The following is a 14,630-nucleotide window of genomic DNA, read 5'->3' as shown; positions in this document are numbered from 1 at the left end:
CGCTGCGGCCGATCGAACGCCCTTCAACGAACGCGTCGGATCGTGGCGCGGCGGAGTTCGCGGTCGTCGCGCGCGTCGTACAGCCACAGCGTTCCCTTGTTGTCAGCCAGCGAGGCCGAGAAGGCGATATCCCGTGAACCGTCTACGTCGTTCTGCGGCGATATCAACGGCTCGCGCAATCGCACGTCGACGCGTGTGCGATCAGGTGCGAACGCAACTTGGCCGACAGCCCTGGCAGGATTCTCGGCCGAACCATTGTAGAACATAATCGCGTGTCGAGTCCGCCGCGCGCGCTGTTGCGTAGTGCGACCCTCGCCCATTTACCGAGCCTGGCTGCGAAGACCTGCGTCGTGTCAGCCGACGGGCGATGACGGTGCACCAGCGTACACTCATCGACTATGCCACCGTGGCGGGCTCGTCTTACCTTCAGATAGGCAAATATCTGAACAAGCGATAGTCGTCTTACATGCGAGCAGAACTATCTCGATAAGGTAGAAGCCTTGCCTATATCTTAAACAAGGACCATCGAAAGCACCGACACTATGTCCATATTGCTAAGTGGCCAACGGGATCTCTCGACAATCGATGTATCGAAATTGTAAATCTAAGCGCCGAGATCGGCGTTGATCACGCCGCACTCGCAGCCAATAGCTGGTAAAAAAGAAACACGTGGGGCTACATACCTGATGTCTATACGGCTCTTCATCGGCGTCCTCGCCTCGATCGTTACACCAGCGATGGCTCAGCAAGCTCCGGCGCCGGTCAGCAATGCGCCGCTCTCGCTCGACCTGATCTGTACGGGGCGCGGCACGCTGCACACGACGCAGAAAGTGCCGGACGGCCGCGACAAGGAAGGACGCAAGCGAACGCGCAGCCAGAGCGTGGATGAGCCGTTCGGTGGAGCCCTACGCTTTCGCATCCGCGATGCCGTTGCCGAGGCTCTGCCGCCCGAGCCGATGTTGTCCCAGGTCGGCGTCGGTGGCTGGCGCCCGGTCAAGAAGCTGGCGACGACGGACGCGACGATCACCGGAAAGATCGATCTCGGCTTCCTCTACGCGCCCGTGTTCGAGATCGATCGTTACGCCGGAACGATCTCGATCTCCGGCTCGATGAACACGTTCCAGGGCGAGTGCCAACCCTATGACGGCAGCCAGCGACAGTTCTAGGAAAGATCGATAAAGGCTGTTGCGGCGATCAAGACCGGCTTCAACGCTGCCAAATTACGGCAGCGTTGAGCAAGGTGGCTGGGTCGACAGCTGCTCAGGACGCCGGCCGCCATCCCGCCGGCAGCTCCAGCTTCGGCAGCGTGACGGTTGCGGTCTGGTCGATCTGGTCGGAGGCATGTCCCAGCATGACCTGGTAGGTTCCGGGGGCGATGGTCCAGTTTCGCGCTGCCTCGTTGAAGGTTGCGAACAGACGCGGGTCGATCGCGACGCTCACCTGCCGCGTTTGACCCGGCGCGAGCATCACGGACGCGAACCCGCCGAGCCGCTTGGGTGCTTCCCACCCGTTCCCCGCGACATAGACCTGCGGCACCGCTTTCCCAGCCACCTTGCCCGTGTTGCGGACGGTGAAGTCGGCGCGCACGCCCTGCCCGGCCCGCGTCGCGCGCAGCCCGTTCATCGCGAAGCTGGTGTACGACAGGCCGTGTCCGAACGCGTAAGCGGGCTTCTGCCCCTTCTGCTCGAACCATTTGTACCCGACCGTCGCACCCTCGCTATAGGTCACGTCTCCCTTCGCCGGCTCACCCGGGTGCGGCAGCTGCGCGACGGCGTCGGGGAAGGTCACCGGCAGATGGCCCGAGGGATTGAAGCGCCCGAACAGCACGTTGGCGATCGCCTCGCCGCCCGCGGTTCCGGGAAACCACGCCGCGACCAACCCTGCGACCTTGTTGCGCCACGGCGTCAGCACCGCGCCGCCGCTTTCCAACACCACAACAGTGCGCGGGTTTGCCGCGGCAACGGCGTCGATCAGCCCATTCTGGTTGTTCCCGAGTTCAAGCGGCACATCGAACGCCTCGCCCGCCCATTGCGTCGCGAACACGATGGCGACATCGGCGTCTCGTGCAGCAGTGGCCGCAGCGGCTGAATCGCTGCCATCGACGAACGTCACCTGAGCATCCGGCGCCTGCCGCCTGATCGCCTCCATCGGCGATGACGGATAATACATGATCGGCCCCGGCCAGAACGTCGGCTGCAAGCCTGGCACCGCGTTTCCGCCCTTGGGGTAGACCAAGGAGGAACCGCCGCCTGCCAGTACGCCCTTGTCGGCGTGCCCGCCGATCACGACGATCCGCCTGGCCGCGCGCGACAACGGCAGGATCGCGCCTTCGTTGCGCAGCAGCACCATGCTCGCTTCCGCTGCCTGCCGGGTCACATCGGCGTGCGCGGCGAGCGTCGCGTCGGGCAGGTCGAATGGCGCAGCCTCGATCGGATGATCGAACAGCCCCTTGGCGAACATCGTGTGCAGGATGCGCCCGGCCATCTGGTCAAGCTGGGCCTGCTTGACGGTGCCGTCCATCAGCGCCTTGTCTAGGTCAGCGCCGAGATACGGTTCCTTGTCGAACGGATAGCCCGATTGCTGGTCGAGACCGGCGGTAATCGCGGGCGCGGTGGAATGAACCGCGCCCCAGTCGGACATGACATAACCCGGCCAGTTCCAGTCGCGCCGTAGCACCTCGTTCAGCAGCCACGGGTTCTCGCACGCGAAGGGGCCGTTGACCCGGTTGTACGAACACATGACCGAGCCCGGATCGGCACGCTCGATCGCGAACTGGAACGCGAGCAGGTCGGACATGCGCGCCTGCGCGGGGTCGATGATCGAGTTACCCGCGTTGCGATCGGTTTCCTGATCGTTGATGGCGTAGTGCTTGATCGTGGAGACGACATGGTTCGACTGGATGCCCGCGATCTGCGCGCCGACCATCGTGCCCGCGAGCAGCGGGTCTTCGCCGCCATATTCGAAGTTGCGCCCGTTGCGCGGCTCGCGCGCCAGGTTGACGCCGCCGGCCAGCAGCACGTTGAAGCCGGACGCGCGCGCTTCCGCGCCGATCATCGTGCCACCGCGTTCGGCGACCGCGCGGTCCCACGTCGCCGCGATTGCGAGGTTGGAGGGCAGCGCGGTGCGCTCGCGCTTGCGTGGCGCGCCGCCCTGGCTGGCGACGCCGATGCCCGCATCCGCCTGCCACTGCGGCGGGATGCCGAGCCGCGGAACGCCGGGAACGTAGCCCGCCGACCCATTGCGCGCCTCCGCTGGCGCGGTGAACTGCTTGGGCGGGAAGTCGGTGGCGAAGAACCCCTGCACCAGCACGCGTTTCTCCGCGCGCGTCATCTGCGGCAGCAGCAGCGCGACGCGGCGGTCAGCGGGCAGCGACGCGTTCATCCACGGACGCGCGCCGGCTGGCATGTTCCGGTTTGCAGGCGCCTGCGCCGCAGCACCGGCGAGCGGCAGCGTGGTGAACAGGGTCGCCACCAGCAATGTAGCGCGAGCGAGCCTTTGTGACTGGTTACGCAAGATAATACCTCCCCCACATGTGCATGCTCGCGCGTGGCAGCGCGGCAATCGGCCGGCCGCTATCATGCACGCGATCGTTGCAGCGATAATGAGCATCGCATCAATCGCGTCAAACTTCGAATTGTTATCGACCGATCAGCTTGCGGCATCAATGCCACTCCGAGATCGATAGTGTTTCCGAATAGGTCGATCGCCAAATTCTATTTTTTTGTTGGTCGGGCTTGCGGCACATCAATCAACAACGGTCTCCTTGAACGCCGCCGGCCATCGCTGACGCTGCCAAACAGCCAGCGATTTCACGAACGCACGAGGAGGCGCGACAAGCCGCGCGGGAACGCGGCGCCGATGGGGAGGATATTCGTGAAGCCGACAAAGCGCGTCATTCATCTGGGCTCGAGCACGCTGGCACTCGCCATCGCCGCCCACGTCTCCGTAGCGTCGGCGCAGGCGCCAGCGCAGGGCGGTGCCGCCTCGCCCGCCACGCCCGCGCAGTCGACCACCGACGAGCCGGTCGCACCGCCGATCCCCACCAACGCGCAGACCGCCGACGCACCCGCCGGCGCGCAGGTCACGACCATCGAGCAGCCCGCGTCCGAGCCGGAAGCCGCCCAAGCGACGGACGACGCGGGCGCGGGGCAGGACATCATCGTCACCGGCACCAACATTTCGGGCGTCAAGCCGGTGGGATCGCAGACGCTGGCGATCGACCGCTCGCAGGTGCTGGCGACCGGTTACACCAACGTCAACGACGTGCTGCAGACGATCCCGCAGGTGCAGAACAATCCGAACTCGGGCGGCTCAGGTCCGGTCTATCGCCAGGGTGGCACTGCGGGGTACGGCGGCAACTCGACGCAGGGCACCGCGATCAACCTGCGCGGGCTCGGCACCTCCGCGACGCTGACTCTGGTCGACGGCCGCCGCGTCGTGCCGAGCGGCGCCGCCAGCACCTTTACCGAATCGATCCAGATCCCGGTCGCCGCACTCGAACGGATCGAGGTGGTGAGCGACGGCAATTCGGCAATCTACGGCTCCGACGCGATCTCGGGCGTGATTAATTACGTCCTGCGCAAGAAGTTCGACGGGCTGGAGGTGTCGGGCCGCGACACGTTCAACCGTTACAACAACGTGTGGGGGGTCTCGGTCACCGCAGGCAAGAGCTGGGACACCGGCAACATCATCGTCACCTACGATCACGAGGACCGCGACCCTTTCACCAGCGGACGCTCGAAGTTCCTGCGCCGCGACCTGACCCCGCTCGGCGGTGTCGACTCGCGTGCCAACAACGCGACACTGGGCGTGTCGACGCCGACGCTCGTCACCGGCGGCAACGGCGTTCCCTACGCTTACTATACCATTCCGACGAACGCCGCGCCCGGCACCACCTTCGCACAGCTCACGCCCGGCGCGAATCTGGTCGATCAGTCTGATTTCACCGACTTCGTCGGCCGACAGAAGCGCGATCAGGCTGCGGTATTCATCAACCAGGACCTGACGCCGACGCTGTCGCTGTACCTCGAGTCCTTCTACACCAAGCGCGAGACGTCGAGCCGGAGCTACGGTAATTCGCGCGTCGGCAACAACGTGCTCGTCTGCCAGGGCAGTCCGTATTACATCAACGGCGCGCCGGCTTCGGCATCGGCCGCCAACGCGGACTGCGGCGGCGCGCTGGCGCAGACGGTCGCGGTCGATCCGATCACCTTTTTCGGTGGGCCGTCGGTGACGAAGAACCCGACCGAGACGGTCAGCGTGACCGGCGGCATGACCGGGCATCTACCCAACCGCTGGAACATCGATACCTACTTCACCTACGCGCACGATTCGACCTGCGGCATCTGCAATTTCGACAACAACGCGAACGGTGCGGCCCTCGCCGCGCAGATCACCGCGGGCCGCATCAATCCTTACGGCAACGCGCCGCTCTCCTCCGAGCAGTACGCGACCTTCCTCGGCACCAACACGCAATACTCGTACAACACCTTCGTCGATTCGGTGGTGAAGCTCGACGGACCACTGTTCTCGCTGCCCGGCGGCGAGGTGCGCACCGCATTCGGCGGCGAGCTCGCCTACAATCGACAGCATCTACGCAACGGCAGCAACAACGCGTTCGAGAACGATCGCACCAACAACAACTTCGCGATCACCAACGATAGCACCACGCAGCGCAGCACCGCGAGCGTGTTCGCCGAACTGTTCGTGCCGATCGTCGGCAGTGACATGAACGTGCCGCTGATCCAGGAGCTGAACCTCGACGCCGCGGTCCGTTACGACGATTATTCCGACTTCGGCGGCACCACCAATCCGAAGTTCGGCGCGACCTGGACCGTCAACGACTTCCTGTCGATCCGCGGATCATGGGGCACCTCGTTCCGCGCACCCGCGCTGACCGACACCAACCCGAACAATTACTCGTCCGCGGTGATCGGCCTGCCATTCGCGAACAATTCGGGGCGGCAGGATATCGCACTGCTCTATCCTGGGTTCAGCAGCACCTACATCCTGCTCGGTGCGAATCGCGACCTGCGTCCGGAGACGGCCACGACCTGGTCGGCGGGCTTCGACGTCAAGCCGGCGGGCAGCGGGTTCCGCTTCTCCGGCACCTATTACAACACGCATTATTCGAACCAGATCGTCGGGCAGAATGTCGGGCTGTTCCTGTCCAATCCGGCCAATGCGGCGCTTTACAGCCAGTACATTCAACCGGTCAGCAACCCGGCGAACTGCGTCAACGGCAACCCGGCAACCTATGACCCGCGTCTCGCCAATTTCATCGCCGCCAATCCCGCGCTCTACAACACGCCGGTCCTCAGCGCCTGCACGGTCGGCGTGATCCTCGATGCGCGCAACGCCAATGCCGCCACGACCTTTCAGGACGGACTCGACTTCCAGACCTTCTATCAGTTCGAGACCGGCTTCGGTCGCTGGAACATCGGCGCCAGCGTGACCAAGATCCTGAACCAGACGCTGCAACAGGTACCCGGCGGCGCGACGGTCAACGTGCTCGACACCTATTACTACCCGGTCAGCCTGCGCGGACGCGGGCAGTTGAGCTGGAACTTGGGCGGGCTCGGCGTCAACGCGTTCCTGAACTACACGGGATCGTACACCAACACGATCCCGATCACGGGGCGTGACCAGACCAAGGTGCCGTCGTGGAAGACGCTCGACATCGGCATCACCTACTCGGTCCCGCGTACCAGCGGCGTGCTGGGCGGCGTGCGGCTGAGCGCCAATTTCCAGAACATCACCAACGAGGACCCGCCGCTCGTGCTGACGCAGGCCGGGGCGAATTACGGCGCGTATGACCCTTCCAACGCCAACATTCTCGGGCGTATCGTGACGTTCCAGCTAACCAAAGCCTTCTGACGCGCAGCCTTCAACGGAGTTTCATCCCATGACCAAGTCACCTTTCGCGGTGCTGGCGGCCGTCGCCGCCCTCGCCACGCCCGTTGTCGCGATTGCGCAAGCCGGCGCGCCCGTCGTCAAGACCGACCGCGGCCAAGTGCGCGGCAGCGTCGAAAACGGCGTCGCCAGCTGGAAGGGCATCCCCTTCGCCGCTCCTCCGGTCGGGCAGCTCCGCTGGCGCGCGCCCCAGCCCGCCGCCGCCTGGACCGGCGTGCGCGACGCGACCGCCTATTCGCACGACTGCATGCAGGTGCCCTTCCCCAGCGACGCCGCCCCGCTCGGCACCACACCCGCGGAGGATTGCCTGTATGCCAACGTGTGGAAACCGGCGAGCGCGGGCGCGAACGCCAAGCTGCCGATCATCGTGTGGATCTATGGCGGCGGCTTCGTCAACGGCGGCGCCTCGCCCCCGACCTACTCGGGCGCGAACCTCGCCAAGCAGGGCGTCATGTTCGTCAGCTTCAATTACCGCGTCGGGCGCTTCGGCACCTTCGCACTTCCGCAGCTGACCAAGGCGAACGCCGACAACGGCATGCTCGGCAATTACGGTGTCATGGACCAGATCGCCGCGCTCAAGTGGGTGCAGCGCAATGCCGCCGCGTTCGGCGGTGATCCGAACAACGTCACCATCATCGGCGAGAGCGCGGGCGGCATGTCGGTGCACATGCTCAACACTTCGCCGCTCGCGCGCGGGCTGTTCAACAAGGCCTTCGTGATGTCGGGCGGCAACGGCCAATCGGATAAGAAGACGCTCGCCGATGTCGAGCAGGTCGGCGCCGCCTTTGCGCGGTCGAAGAATATCGATCCCGCCGCGCCCGATGCGCTGGCGAAGCTGCGCGCGCTCAGCGCCGAAGACGTGACCGACGGCCTCAGCATGATGCAGATGTTCCGTCCCAAGGCCGGGCCACCCACCAACACCGGCCCGTTCGTCGATGGCAAGGTCGTGGTGAACCTGGGCGACGCGTACAGCAGCGGCAATTTTGCGCGCGTGCCGACGATCATCGGTGCGACCAGCGCCGACATGGGCGGCAAGTCGGGCTTCATGATCGCGGGCGCGCGCGACGCGTCGGCCGCCATCGCCGACAAGGGCGTGCCGGTGTGGGAGTATCGCTTCTCCTACGTCGCGGACTCGGTCGGGCAGCCGGGCGCGCAGCACGCCACCGACATCCCGTTCTTCTTCGACACGCAGGCGATCAAGTACGGCGACAAGACCACGCCGCGCGACAATCAGGTCGGCGACACGATCAGCCGCTACGTCGTGAATTTCGCGAAGACGAGTGATCCGAACGGCGGCAGCCTGCCCGAGTGGCCGCGCTACACGCGCGCCGGCGACCAGATCATGGACTTTACCGCCGACGGCCGTGCGGTGGCACAGCGCGATCCCTGGGGCGCGGACATCGAAGCGGGCAAGGCGCGGCTGGCGGCGGCGACCGCCTCGGGTCGCTACAACACGCTCACCACCACGCTCGGCACGCTGCTCGACAATCCGGGCGCGAAGGCGGTGCTCCAGCGACAGATCCCCGACGTGCTCGCCAGCCCGCAGATCGGCATGGCGCGCGGCGTGACGCTCGAGGCGCTGCAGTCCTATCTGCCCGCGCTCACCGATCAGAAGCTGCGCGCGATCGACGCCGATCTCGCCAAGGTGCCGGTGACCGACACCGCGGCGGGCAAGTAGACCAGACGATCTCGTCCTGTGTCGCCGGCAAGCGGCACAGGACGGATTGACCACGTCGTTCGTGCCCGCCACCCTCCCGCCGATGCGCCGCTCGCCCAGCATGTCCAGCCTGCGCCTGTTCATGCAGGTCGCGTACAACCGCAGCTTCAGCGAGACCGGGCGGCTCACCAACGTCTCGCAACCGGCGCTCAGCCGCACGATCCGGCTGCTCGAGGAACAGCTCGGCACGCGATTGTTCGACCGCGACAGCCGCAACGTCCGCCTGACCAGCGCGGGAGAGGCGTTGCTGCCGATCGTCGAACGGCTGACAGCCGACTTCGACCATGCTTTCACCGAACTGGCGCAGAATTTCGCCGGGCAGCGCGGGCGCGTCGTCATCGGTGCCCTGCCGTCGGTCGCGGCGGGTGCGCTGCCGCGTGTCATGGCAACGTTCCTGGCTGCGCACCCACAGGTCGAGGTGATCGTGCGCGATCACCTGTCCGGCACCTTGTACCAGCAGATGCAGGACCGGCAGGTCGATCTGGCGGTCACCACGCCACCGCCCAGCAGCGACTTTCATTTCGCGCCCTTGTTCGACGATCGGCTCGACCTGATCGTACCCGCGGGCAGCGCGCTCGACGTTCCCGCGCCGGCACGCTGGGACATATTCGTCGACCATCCATTCATTGCGATGGCAGCGCGCAGCAGCGTGCGCGACCTGACCGACGCCGCGATGAGCAAGGCGGATGTCGCGGTGCGCCCCTTGTACGAATGCACCCAGCTGGCGACGGTCGGCGCGATGATCGAGGCTGGGCTCGGCATCACCGCGCTGCCACGCTCGTGTCTGGGCATGCTGCACATGGGGGCGCTCGCGGCGCGGCGGCTCGAGGCGCCGGTGATCGAGCGGACGATCGGCATCGCGCACCCCGTCAATCGCACCCTCGCCCCCGCGGTGAAGGCGTTCCGGCTCCACTTCCTCGCGCATCAGCACACCTGCACCGCGATCGCATAAACTGATCGATCGATCAGAATTTTCTAATTGCTGAATAGCGTCGCCGCCCGCAATTTGTCGGACGACCGGCAACAGCCGGGTCGGGGAGGATCATGCTCGCACTCATCGGCGCATCGGCGATTCTGTTGCTGTTGCTGCTCATCCTCTCGAACCGCATCTCGCCCCTCGCCGCGTTGATCCTGGTTCCCGTGGCGGCTGCCGTGATCGCCGGGCAAAGCGCGGACGTGCCCGGCTACGTCGCCGCCGGCTTGTCCAAGATCGCGCCGGTCGCGGCCATGTTCGTCTTCGCGATCCTGTTCTTCGGCATCATGACCGATGCCGGGCTGCTCGCACCACTGGTCGCGCTGGTGCTGCGCCTGGTGGGCGAGCGACCGAGCCGGATCACGCTCGGCACCGCCGCGCTCGCGCTGCTGATCCACCTCGACGGGTCAGGCGCGGTCTGCTTCCTCGTCACGATTCCGGCGCTGCGTCCGCTCTACGATCGGCTCGGCATGGATCGCCGCGTGCTCGCCTGCACGGCCTCTCTGGCGGCAGGCGTCAACTTCCTGCCGTGGACCGGCCCGACGCTGCGCGCGTCCGCCGCGCTGAAGGTTCCGATGACCGACCTGTTCACGCCGATGATCCCGGTGCAGGCGACTGGGCTTGTGTTCGTCTTCGCAGCCGCCTGGTGGCTCGGCAAACGCGAGGAACGACGCATCGCCGCCGGGAGTCCACGCCCGACCGTGCAGGGCGATGCAGCCATTCCAAACACCGCCGACGATGATCGAACGCTCCACCGCCCCCGCCTCTTTCCCCTGAACGTCGCGCTGACGATGTTGGTGGTCGGCGTGATGATCGCCGGCGTCGTCGAGCCCGCGATCGTGTTCATGGTCGGCACCGCAATCGCGCTGGTACTGAATTATCCCGATGCAATGGCGCAGCGCGCCCGCGTCGACGCGCACGCCCGCGCGGCGCTGCTGATGGCCACCATCCTCCTCGCCGCCGGTGCGTTCACCGGCATCATGAACGGATCGGGGATGATCGGCGCGATGGCGCAGACCGGCGCGACGCACGTTCCGGCTCCGCTCGGACAGCACCTGCCGGCCCTCGTTGGCGTGGTGGCGATGCCGCTCAGCCTCGTGTTCGATCCCGATTCATTCTACTTCGGCGTGCTGCCCGTGATCGCGCACGTGTCCGACGCTTTCGGAACGTCGGGGATTGCGGTCGCGCGCGCGGCGCTGCTGGGGCAGATGACGACCGGCTTTCCGGTCAGCCCGCTGACGCCGGCGACCTTCCTGGTGGCCGGGCTGAGCGGCGTCGAACTCGGCGCACACCAGCGCTTCTCCATTCCCTGGCTGTTCGCCGCGAGCCTCGTGATGCTCGCCGCCGCCCTGCTGCTCGGAACGATCCCGCTGTGAACCGCACCATCCGCATCGGCGCCGGCGCGGGCTTCGCCGGCGACCGGATTGAACCCGCGATCGAACTGGTCGAGCACGGCGACCTCGACTTCCTCGTGTTCGAGTGCCTGGCCGAGCGTACCATTGCGCTGGCGCAGGCCGCGCGCCGCGCCGACGCAACCTCAGGCTATGACCCGCTGCTGCTGAACCGGATGCGTCGCGTCCTGTCGGCGGCGCGTGCGCGCGGCGTGCGGATCGTCACCAACGCGGGCGCGGCAAATCCCATAGCAGCCGCAACCGCCGTCGCAGCGCTCGCACGTGACATGGGGATCACCCGGCTGAACGTCGCGGCCGTCACCGGCGACGATGTGCTAGACTATATCGTCACTCACGATCTGCCGCTAATCGACCGCGCGGGTCGCACCGGAGACCTGGCCGGCGTCATTTCCGCTAACGCCTATCTGGGTGCCGCACCCATCATGGATGCGCTCGCGCAAGGGGCCGATGTCGTGATTACCGGACGGGTCGGCGACCCCGCGTTGTTCCTCGGGCCAGTGGCGCACGCGTTCGGTTGGTCGCTCGACGATCCCGAGATGGCGGGCCGTGGCACGTTGCTCGGCCATCTGCTCGAATGCGCCGGGCAATTGACCGGCGGCTATTTCGCCGACCCGCCGCGCAAGCACGTCCCGGACCTGGCCCGGCTCGGCTTCCCGATCGCGGAGGTGGCAGCGGACGGAAGCGCGGTGCTGACCAAGGTCGCAGGGTCCGGCGGGCGCCTGACGCTCGCCGGGTGCAAGGAACAGTTATTGTACGAAATCCTCGATCCCGGCGCTTACCATCAGGCCGACGTGGTCGCCGACTTCCGCCGCGTTCGTTTTCGGGAGCTCGCGCCCGATCGGATCGCGGTCGATGGCGGAACCGGCCTTGCGCGTACGGGCAAGCTCAAGGTGTCGATCGGCCACGACGACGGCTTCATCGGCGAAGGACAGATTTCCTACGCCGGCCCCCGCGCCGCCGAGCGCGCGCGGCTGGCGGGTGAGATCGTGCGCGAGCGGCTGCATCTGATCGGCGCGCAGCACGACGAGCTGCGTGTCGATCTGATCGGTGCCGACCTGCTCGATCGATCGCGCGACGACCATGCAGCGCGCGAAGTGCGGTTGCGTGTCGCCGCGCGCGCCGCAACCGAACAGGCCGCAGACTTGGCGGGCATGGAGGTCGAAGCGCTCTATACCAATGGCCCCTTCGGCGGCGGCGGCGTGGTGCGCAGCGTGCGCCCGGTGGTGGCGATCGCCTCCACGCTGATTCCCGACGATGTGGTCCGCCCGCGCGTGACGATGGTGGAGGCGTAGATGCTGCTGGGTGACGTGGCGCACGTGCGCACCGGCGACAAGGGTGAAACCTCGCAGATTTCGGTGATCGCTTATGATCCGGCCGACTTCGCCTTGCTCGCCCGCGAGGTGACGGAGGTGCGTGTCGCGCGACATCTGGGGCATCTGCCGATCAGGCAGGCGACGCGCTACGAATTGCCGGAGCTCGGCGCACTCAACTTCGTGCTCGACGGAGCGCTCGCGGGTGGCGTGACCCGATCGCTCGCGCTCGATGCGCACGGCAAGACCATCGGCGCGCACCTGCTCGACCTCCCGATCGGCGAGGAAGAGCCCGCGTGATGACGCGCAAGCAGCTCGCCTTCCTCCTGCTGGCTGCCAGTAGCGCGAGCGTCGCCAATGCACGGCTGACGCGCCTTCTCGTCACCAGCCAGGAGGACGTGGCCCCGGCCCGTCCGGGTGCTCCCGCCTATCGCGTCATGCGCGGCCATTACGACGGCGAGGTTAATCCCGCCGACGCACGTAATCTTATCATCACCGATCTCAGCAGTGCACCGCGGCTCGCCAACGGCCGTGTCGCCTATCGCGCCACCTTCGCGATCGCGGTTCCCGCCGACCTTACACGAACGAACGGCTTCCTGTGGTACGACGTGCCCAATCGCGGCAACGGCAGCGTCGCGGCGGACCCGGACGGCGCGATCCGTGTGGTGAGCGGATGGCAGGGTGACCTCGCCCCGCAACCCGGCGCGCAGACGCTGGAGGTGCCGGTCGCACGCGGTCAGGACGGACCGCTGACCGGCCCGGTGCTCCAGCGCTTCACCGACGTGCCCGCCGGCACGCGCAGCGTTGCAATCACCGGCAGCATCGGGCGCCCGACCGCGCGGCCCCTACCCGTCACGCCCGACACCCACCGCGCGCAACTGTTCCACCAGGCGAGCGATCATGCTGCGCTGGTGCCGGTGGCCGCACGCGACTGGGCCTTCGCCGACTGCCGTGACCGCCCGTTTCCGGGCCGTCCCGACCCGACGCAGCTCTGCCTGCGCGGCGGCTTCAAACCTGCCACCGCCTATACGCTCACCTATCGGGGCCGCGATCCGAAGGTGCTGGGATTGGGGTTCGCGGCGGTGCGCGATCTGAATGCATTCCTGCGCTACGTTGCGCGCGACGATGCGGGAATGCTCAACCCGGTGGCGGGGCTGGTGCGCTGGCCGATCATCACCGGCACGTCGCAATCGGGCAATTTCACACGCAGCCTGATCGCGCTCGGCTTCAATGCGAGCGAAGACGGGCGGCGTGTGTTCGACGGCGCCAATCCCAACATCGCCGCGCGCCAGGTGCCGCTCAACATCCGCTTCGGCGTACCCGGGGGTGCCGCGGGATTGTTCGAGCCCGGCAGCGAAGGTGCTTTGTGGTGGTCGCGCTACGACGACCGCGCGCGTGGCCGCGGTGTGTCGAGCCTGCTCGATCGTTGCCGCGTCGACAACACGTGTCCGCGGATCATGGAAACCTTCGGCTCGGCCGAGTTCTGGGGCCTGCGCATGTCGCCCAATCTGGTCGGCACCGACGCGCGCGCGGACCTGCCGTTGCCGCCTGAGGTACGCCGCTACTATTTTCCCGGCACGACGCACGGCGGATCGTCCGTCGGCGGCTTCCCGCCGGGAGGCGAGAAACCGCCCGCCGGCGCCCCGGCGTGCCTGATGGCATGGAACCCCAATCCGTCCGCGGACACACGCCGCGCGCTGCTAAAGGCGCTCGCGGAGTGGGTCGCGCGCGGCAAGGAACCGCCCGCCAGCCGCTATCCCACGCTGGCGCGGGGCGAGCTGGTCGAGCCGACGGCCGCGGCGATGAACTGGCCGCGCATTCCGGGTGAACCGCTGCCCGACGGCAAGCTGAACGCCTTCCTCGATTACGATTTCGGCCCCGGCTTTCGCTACAATGACCTGTCGGGCGTGATCGCACGACAGCCGCCGGCGATCCGGCAGGTGATCCCCTCCCTCGTCCCCCGCGTCGACCGCGACGGCAACGAGGTCGGCGGCGTGCCATCGGTGCAGATGCTGGTACCGCTGGGCAGCTATACCGGCTGGAACGTGCAGGCACGCGGTTATGGTGCCGGTGGCGGCTGCGGCTTCGTCGGCGGGTTCATCCCCTTTACCCGCACCGAAGCGGAACGGCGTTCGTCGGGGGACCCGCGCCCCTCGCTGGAGGCGCGCTACCGCGACCACGCCGGCTTCGTTGCGCAGGTCCGCCGTGTTGCCGCCGAACAGGTGCAACACGGCTGGCTGCTCGCCCCCGACGCCGAACGGCTGGTGAAGCAAGCCGAGCAGAGCAACGTGCTCCGATGAGCCGAC

10 protein-coding genes are annotated in these 14,630 nt (G+C 66.8%); 8 read left to right on the top strand and 2 right to left on the bottom strand.

Annotated features, from left to right (window positions below):
* Positions 1–23 precede the first annotated feature (23 nt).
* Positions 24–320, bottom strand: a complete 297-nt coding sequence (locus BMW51_RS13660) for a hypothetical protein (RefSeq protein WP_143051874.1) — start codon at positions 318–320, stop codon at positions 24–26.
* A gap of 303 nt (positions 321–623) precedes the next feature.
* On the opposite strand from BMW51_RS13660, the gene BMW51_RS13655 reads away from it, so the two are divergent.
* On the top strand, positions 624–1,166 hold the full coding sequence (locus tag BMW51_RS13655; RefSeq protein WP_143051873.1) for a hypothetical protein: 543 nt from the start codon (positions 624–626) through the stop codon (positions 1,164–1,166).
* 94 nt (positions 1,167–1,260) lie between these two features.
* On the opposite strand, the gene BMW51_RS13650 is transcribed toward BMW51_RS13655, so the two are convergent.
* The gene (locus tag BMW51_RS13650) at positions 1,261–3,471 is read right to left on the bottom strand and encodes a beta-glucosidase (RefSeq protein ID WP_245708539.1); all 2,211 of its coding nucleotides are present in this window, start codon (positions 3,469–3,471) and stop codon (positions 1,261–1,263) included.
* A 402-nt stretch (positions 3,472–3,873) separates the two neighbouring features.
* Here BMW51_RS13650 and BMW51_RS13645 point away from each other — a divergent pair, with 402 nt between their 5' ends.
* The 7 genes from BMW51_RS13645 to BMW51_RS13615 all read left to right on the top strand — a co-directional run bounded on the left by BMW51_RS13645 (position 3,874) and on the right by BMW51_RS13615 (position 14,624).
* Entirely contained in the window at positions 3,874–6,876 is a 3,003-nt protein-coding gene (locus tag BMW51_RS13645) for a TonB-dependent receptor plug domain-containing protein (protein ID WP_143051872.1), read from the top strand.
* A 28-nt stretch (positions 6,877–6,904) separates the two neighbouring features.
* A complete protein-coding gene (locus BMW51_RS13640) occupies positions 6,905–8,590 on the top strand; it encodes a carboxylesterase/lipase family protein (protein WP_093007389.1) in 1,686 nt (561 codons plus the stop codon).
* A 61-nt stretch (positions 8,591–8,651) separates the two neighbouring features.
* Complete coding sequence (locus tag BMW51_RS13635) at positions 8,652–9,581, top strand: LysR family transcriptional regulator (RefSeq protein ID WP_143051871.1); 930 nt, start codon at positions 8,652–8,654, stop codon at positions 9,579–9,581.
* A gap of 92 nt (positions 9,582–9,673) precedes the next feature.
* A complete protein-coding gene (locus BMW51_RS13630; RefSeq protein ID WP_093007385.1) occupies positions 9,674–10,978 on the top strand; it encodes a CitMHS family transporter in 1,305 nt (434 codons plus the stop codon).
* The gene (locus BMW51_RS13625; RefSeq protein ID WP_093007383.1) at positions 10,975–12,306 is read left to right on the top strand and encodes an acyclic terpene utilization AtuA family protein; all 1,332 of its coding nucleotides are present in this window, start codon (positions 10,975–10,977) and stop codon (positions 12,304–12,306) included. Before BMW51_RS13630 ends, BMW51_RS13625 begins: the two co-directional genes overlap by 4 nt.
* Positions 12,307–12,624, top strand: a complete 318-nt coding sequence (locus BMW51_RS13620; RefSeq protein WP_093007381.1) for an AtuA-related protein — start codon at positions 12,307–12,309, stop codon at positions 12,622–12,624.
* Positions 12,624–14,624 (top strand): alpha/beta hydrolase domain-containing protein, encoded by a 2,001-nt coding sequence (locus tag BMW51_RS13615; RefSeq protein WP_093007379.1) that lies wholly within the window; start codon positions 12,624–12,626, stop codon positions 14,622–14,624. Before BMW51_RS13620 ends, BMW51_RS13615 begins: the two co-directional genes overlap by 1 nt.
* Positions 14,625–14,630: the final 6 nt, after the last annotated feature.

The sequence above is a fragment of the Sphingomonas palmae genome (assembly GCF_900109565.1).
Lineage (GTDB): Bacteria > Pseudomonadota > Alphaproteobacteria > Sphingomonadales > Sphingomonadaceae > Sphingomonas > Sphingomonas palmae.
Note: the sequence above shows the minus strand (reverse complement) of the source record. Positions and strands in the feature narration are given on the sequence as shown.

Coding starts and splice junctions, on each gene's coding strand:
- BMW51_RS13615 (WP_093007379.1), top strand. CDS start 12,624: ATGACGCGCAAGCAGCTCGCCTTCCTCCTGCTGGCTGCCAGTAGCGCG.
- BMW51_RS13660 (WP_143051874.1), bottom strand. CDS start 320: ATGGGCGAGGGTCGCACTACGCAACAGCGCGCGCGGCGGACTCGACAC.
- BMW51_RS13640 (WP_093007389.1), top strand. CDS start 6,905: ATGACCAAGTCACCTTTCGCGGTGCTGGCGGCCGTCGCCGCCCTCGCC.
- BMW51_RS13620 (WP_093007381.1), top strand. CDS start 12,307: ATGCTGCTGGGTGACGTGGCGCACGTGCGCACCGGCGACAAGGGTGAA.
- BMW51_RS13630 (WP_093007385.1), top strand. CDS start 9,674: ATGCTCGCACTCATCGGCGCATCGGCGATTCTGTTGCTGTTGCTGCTC.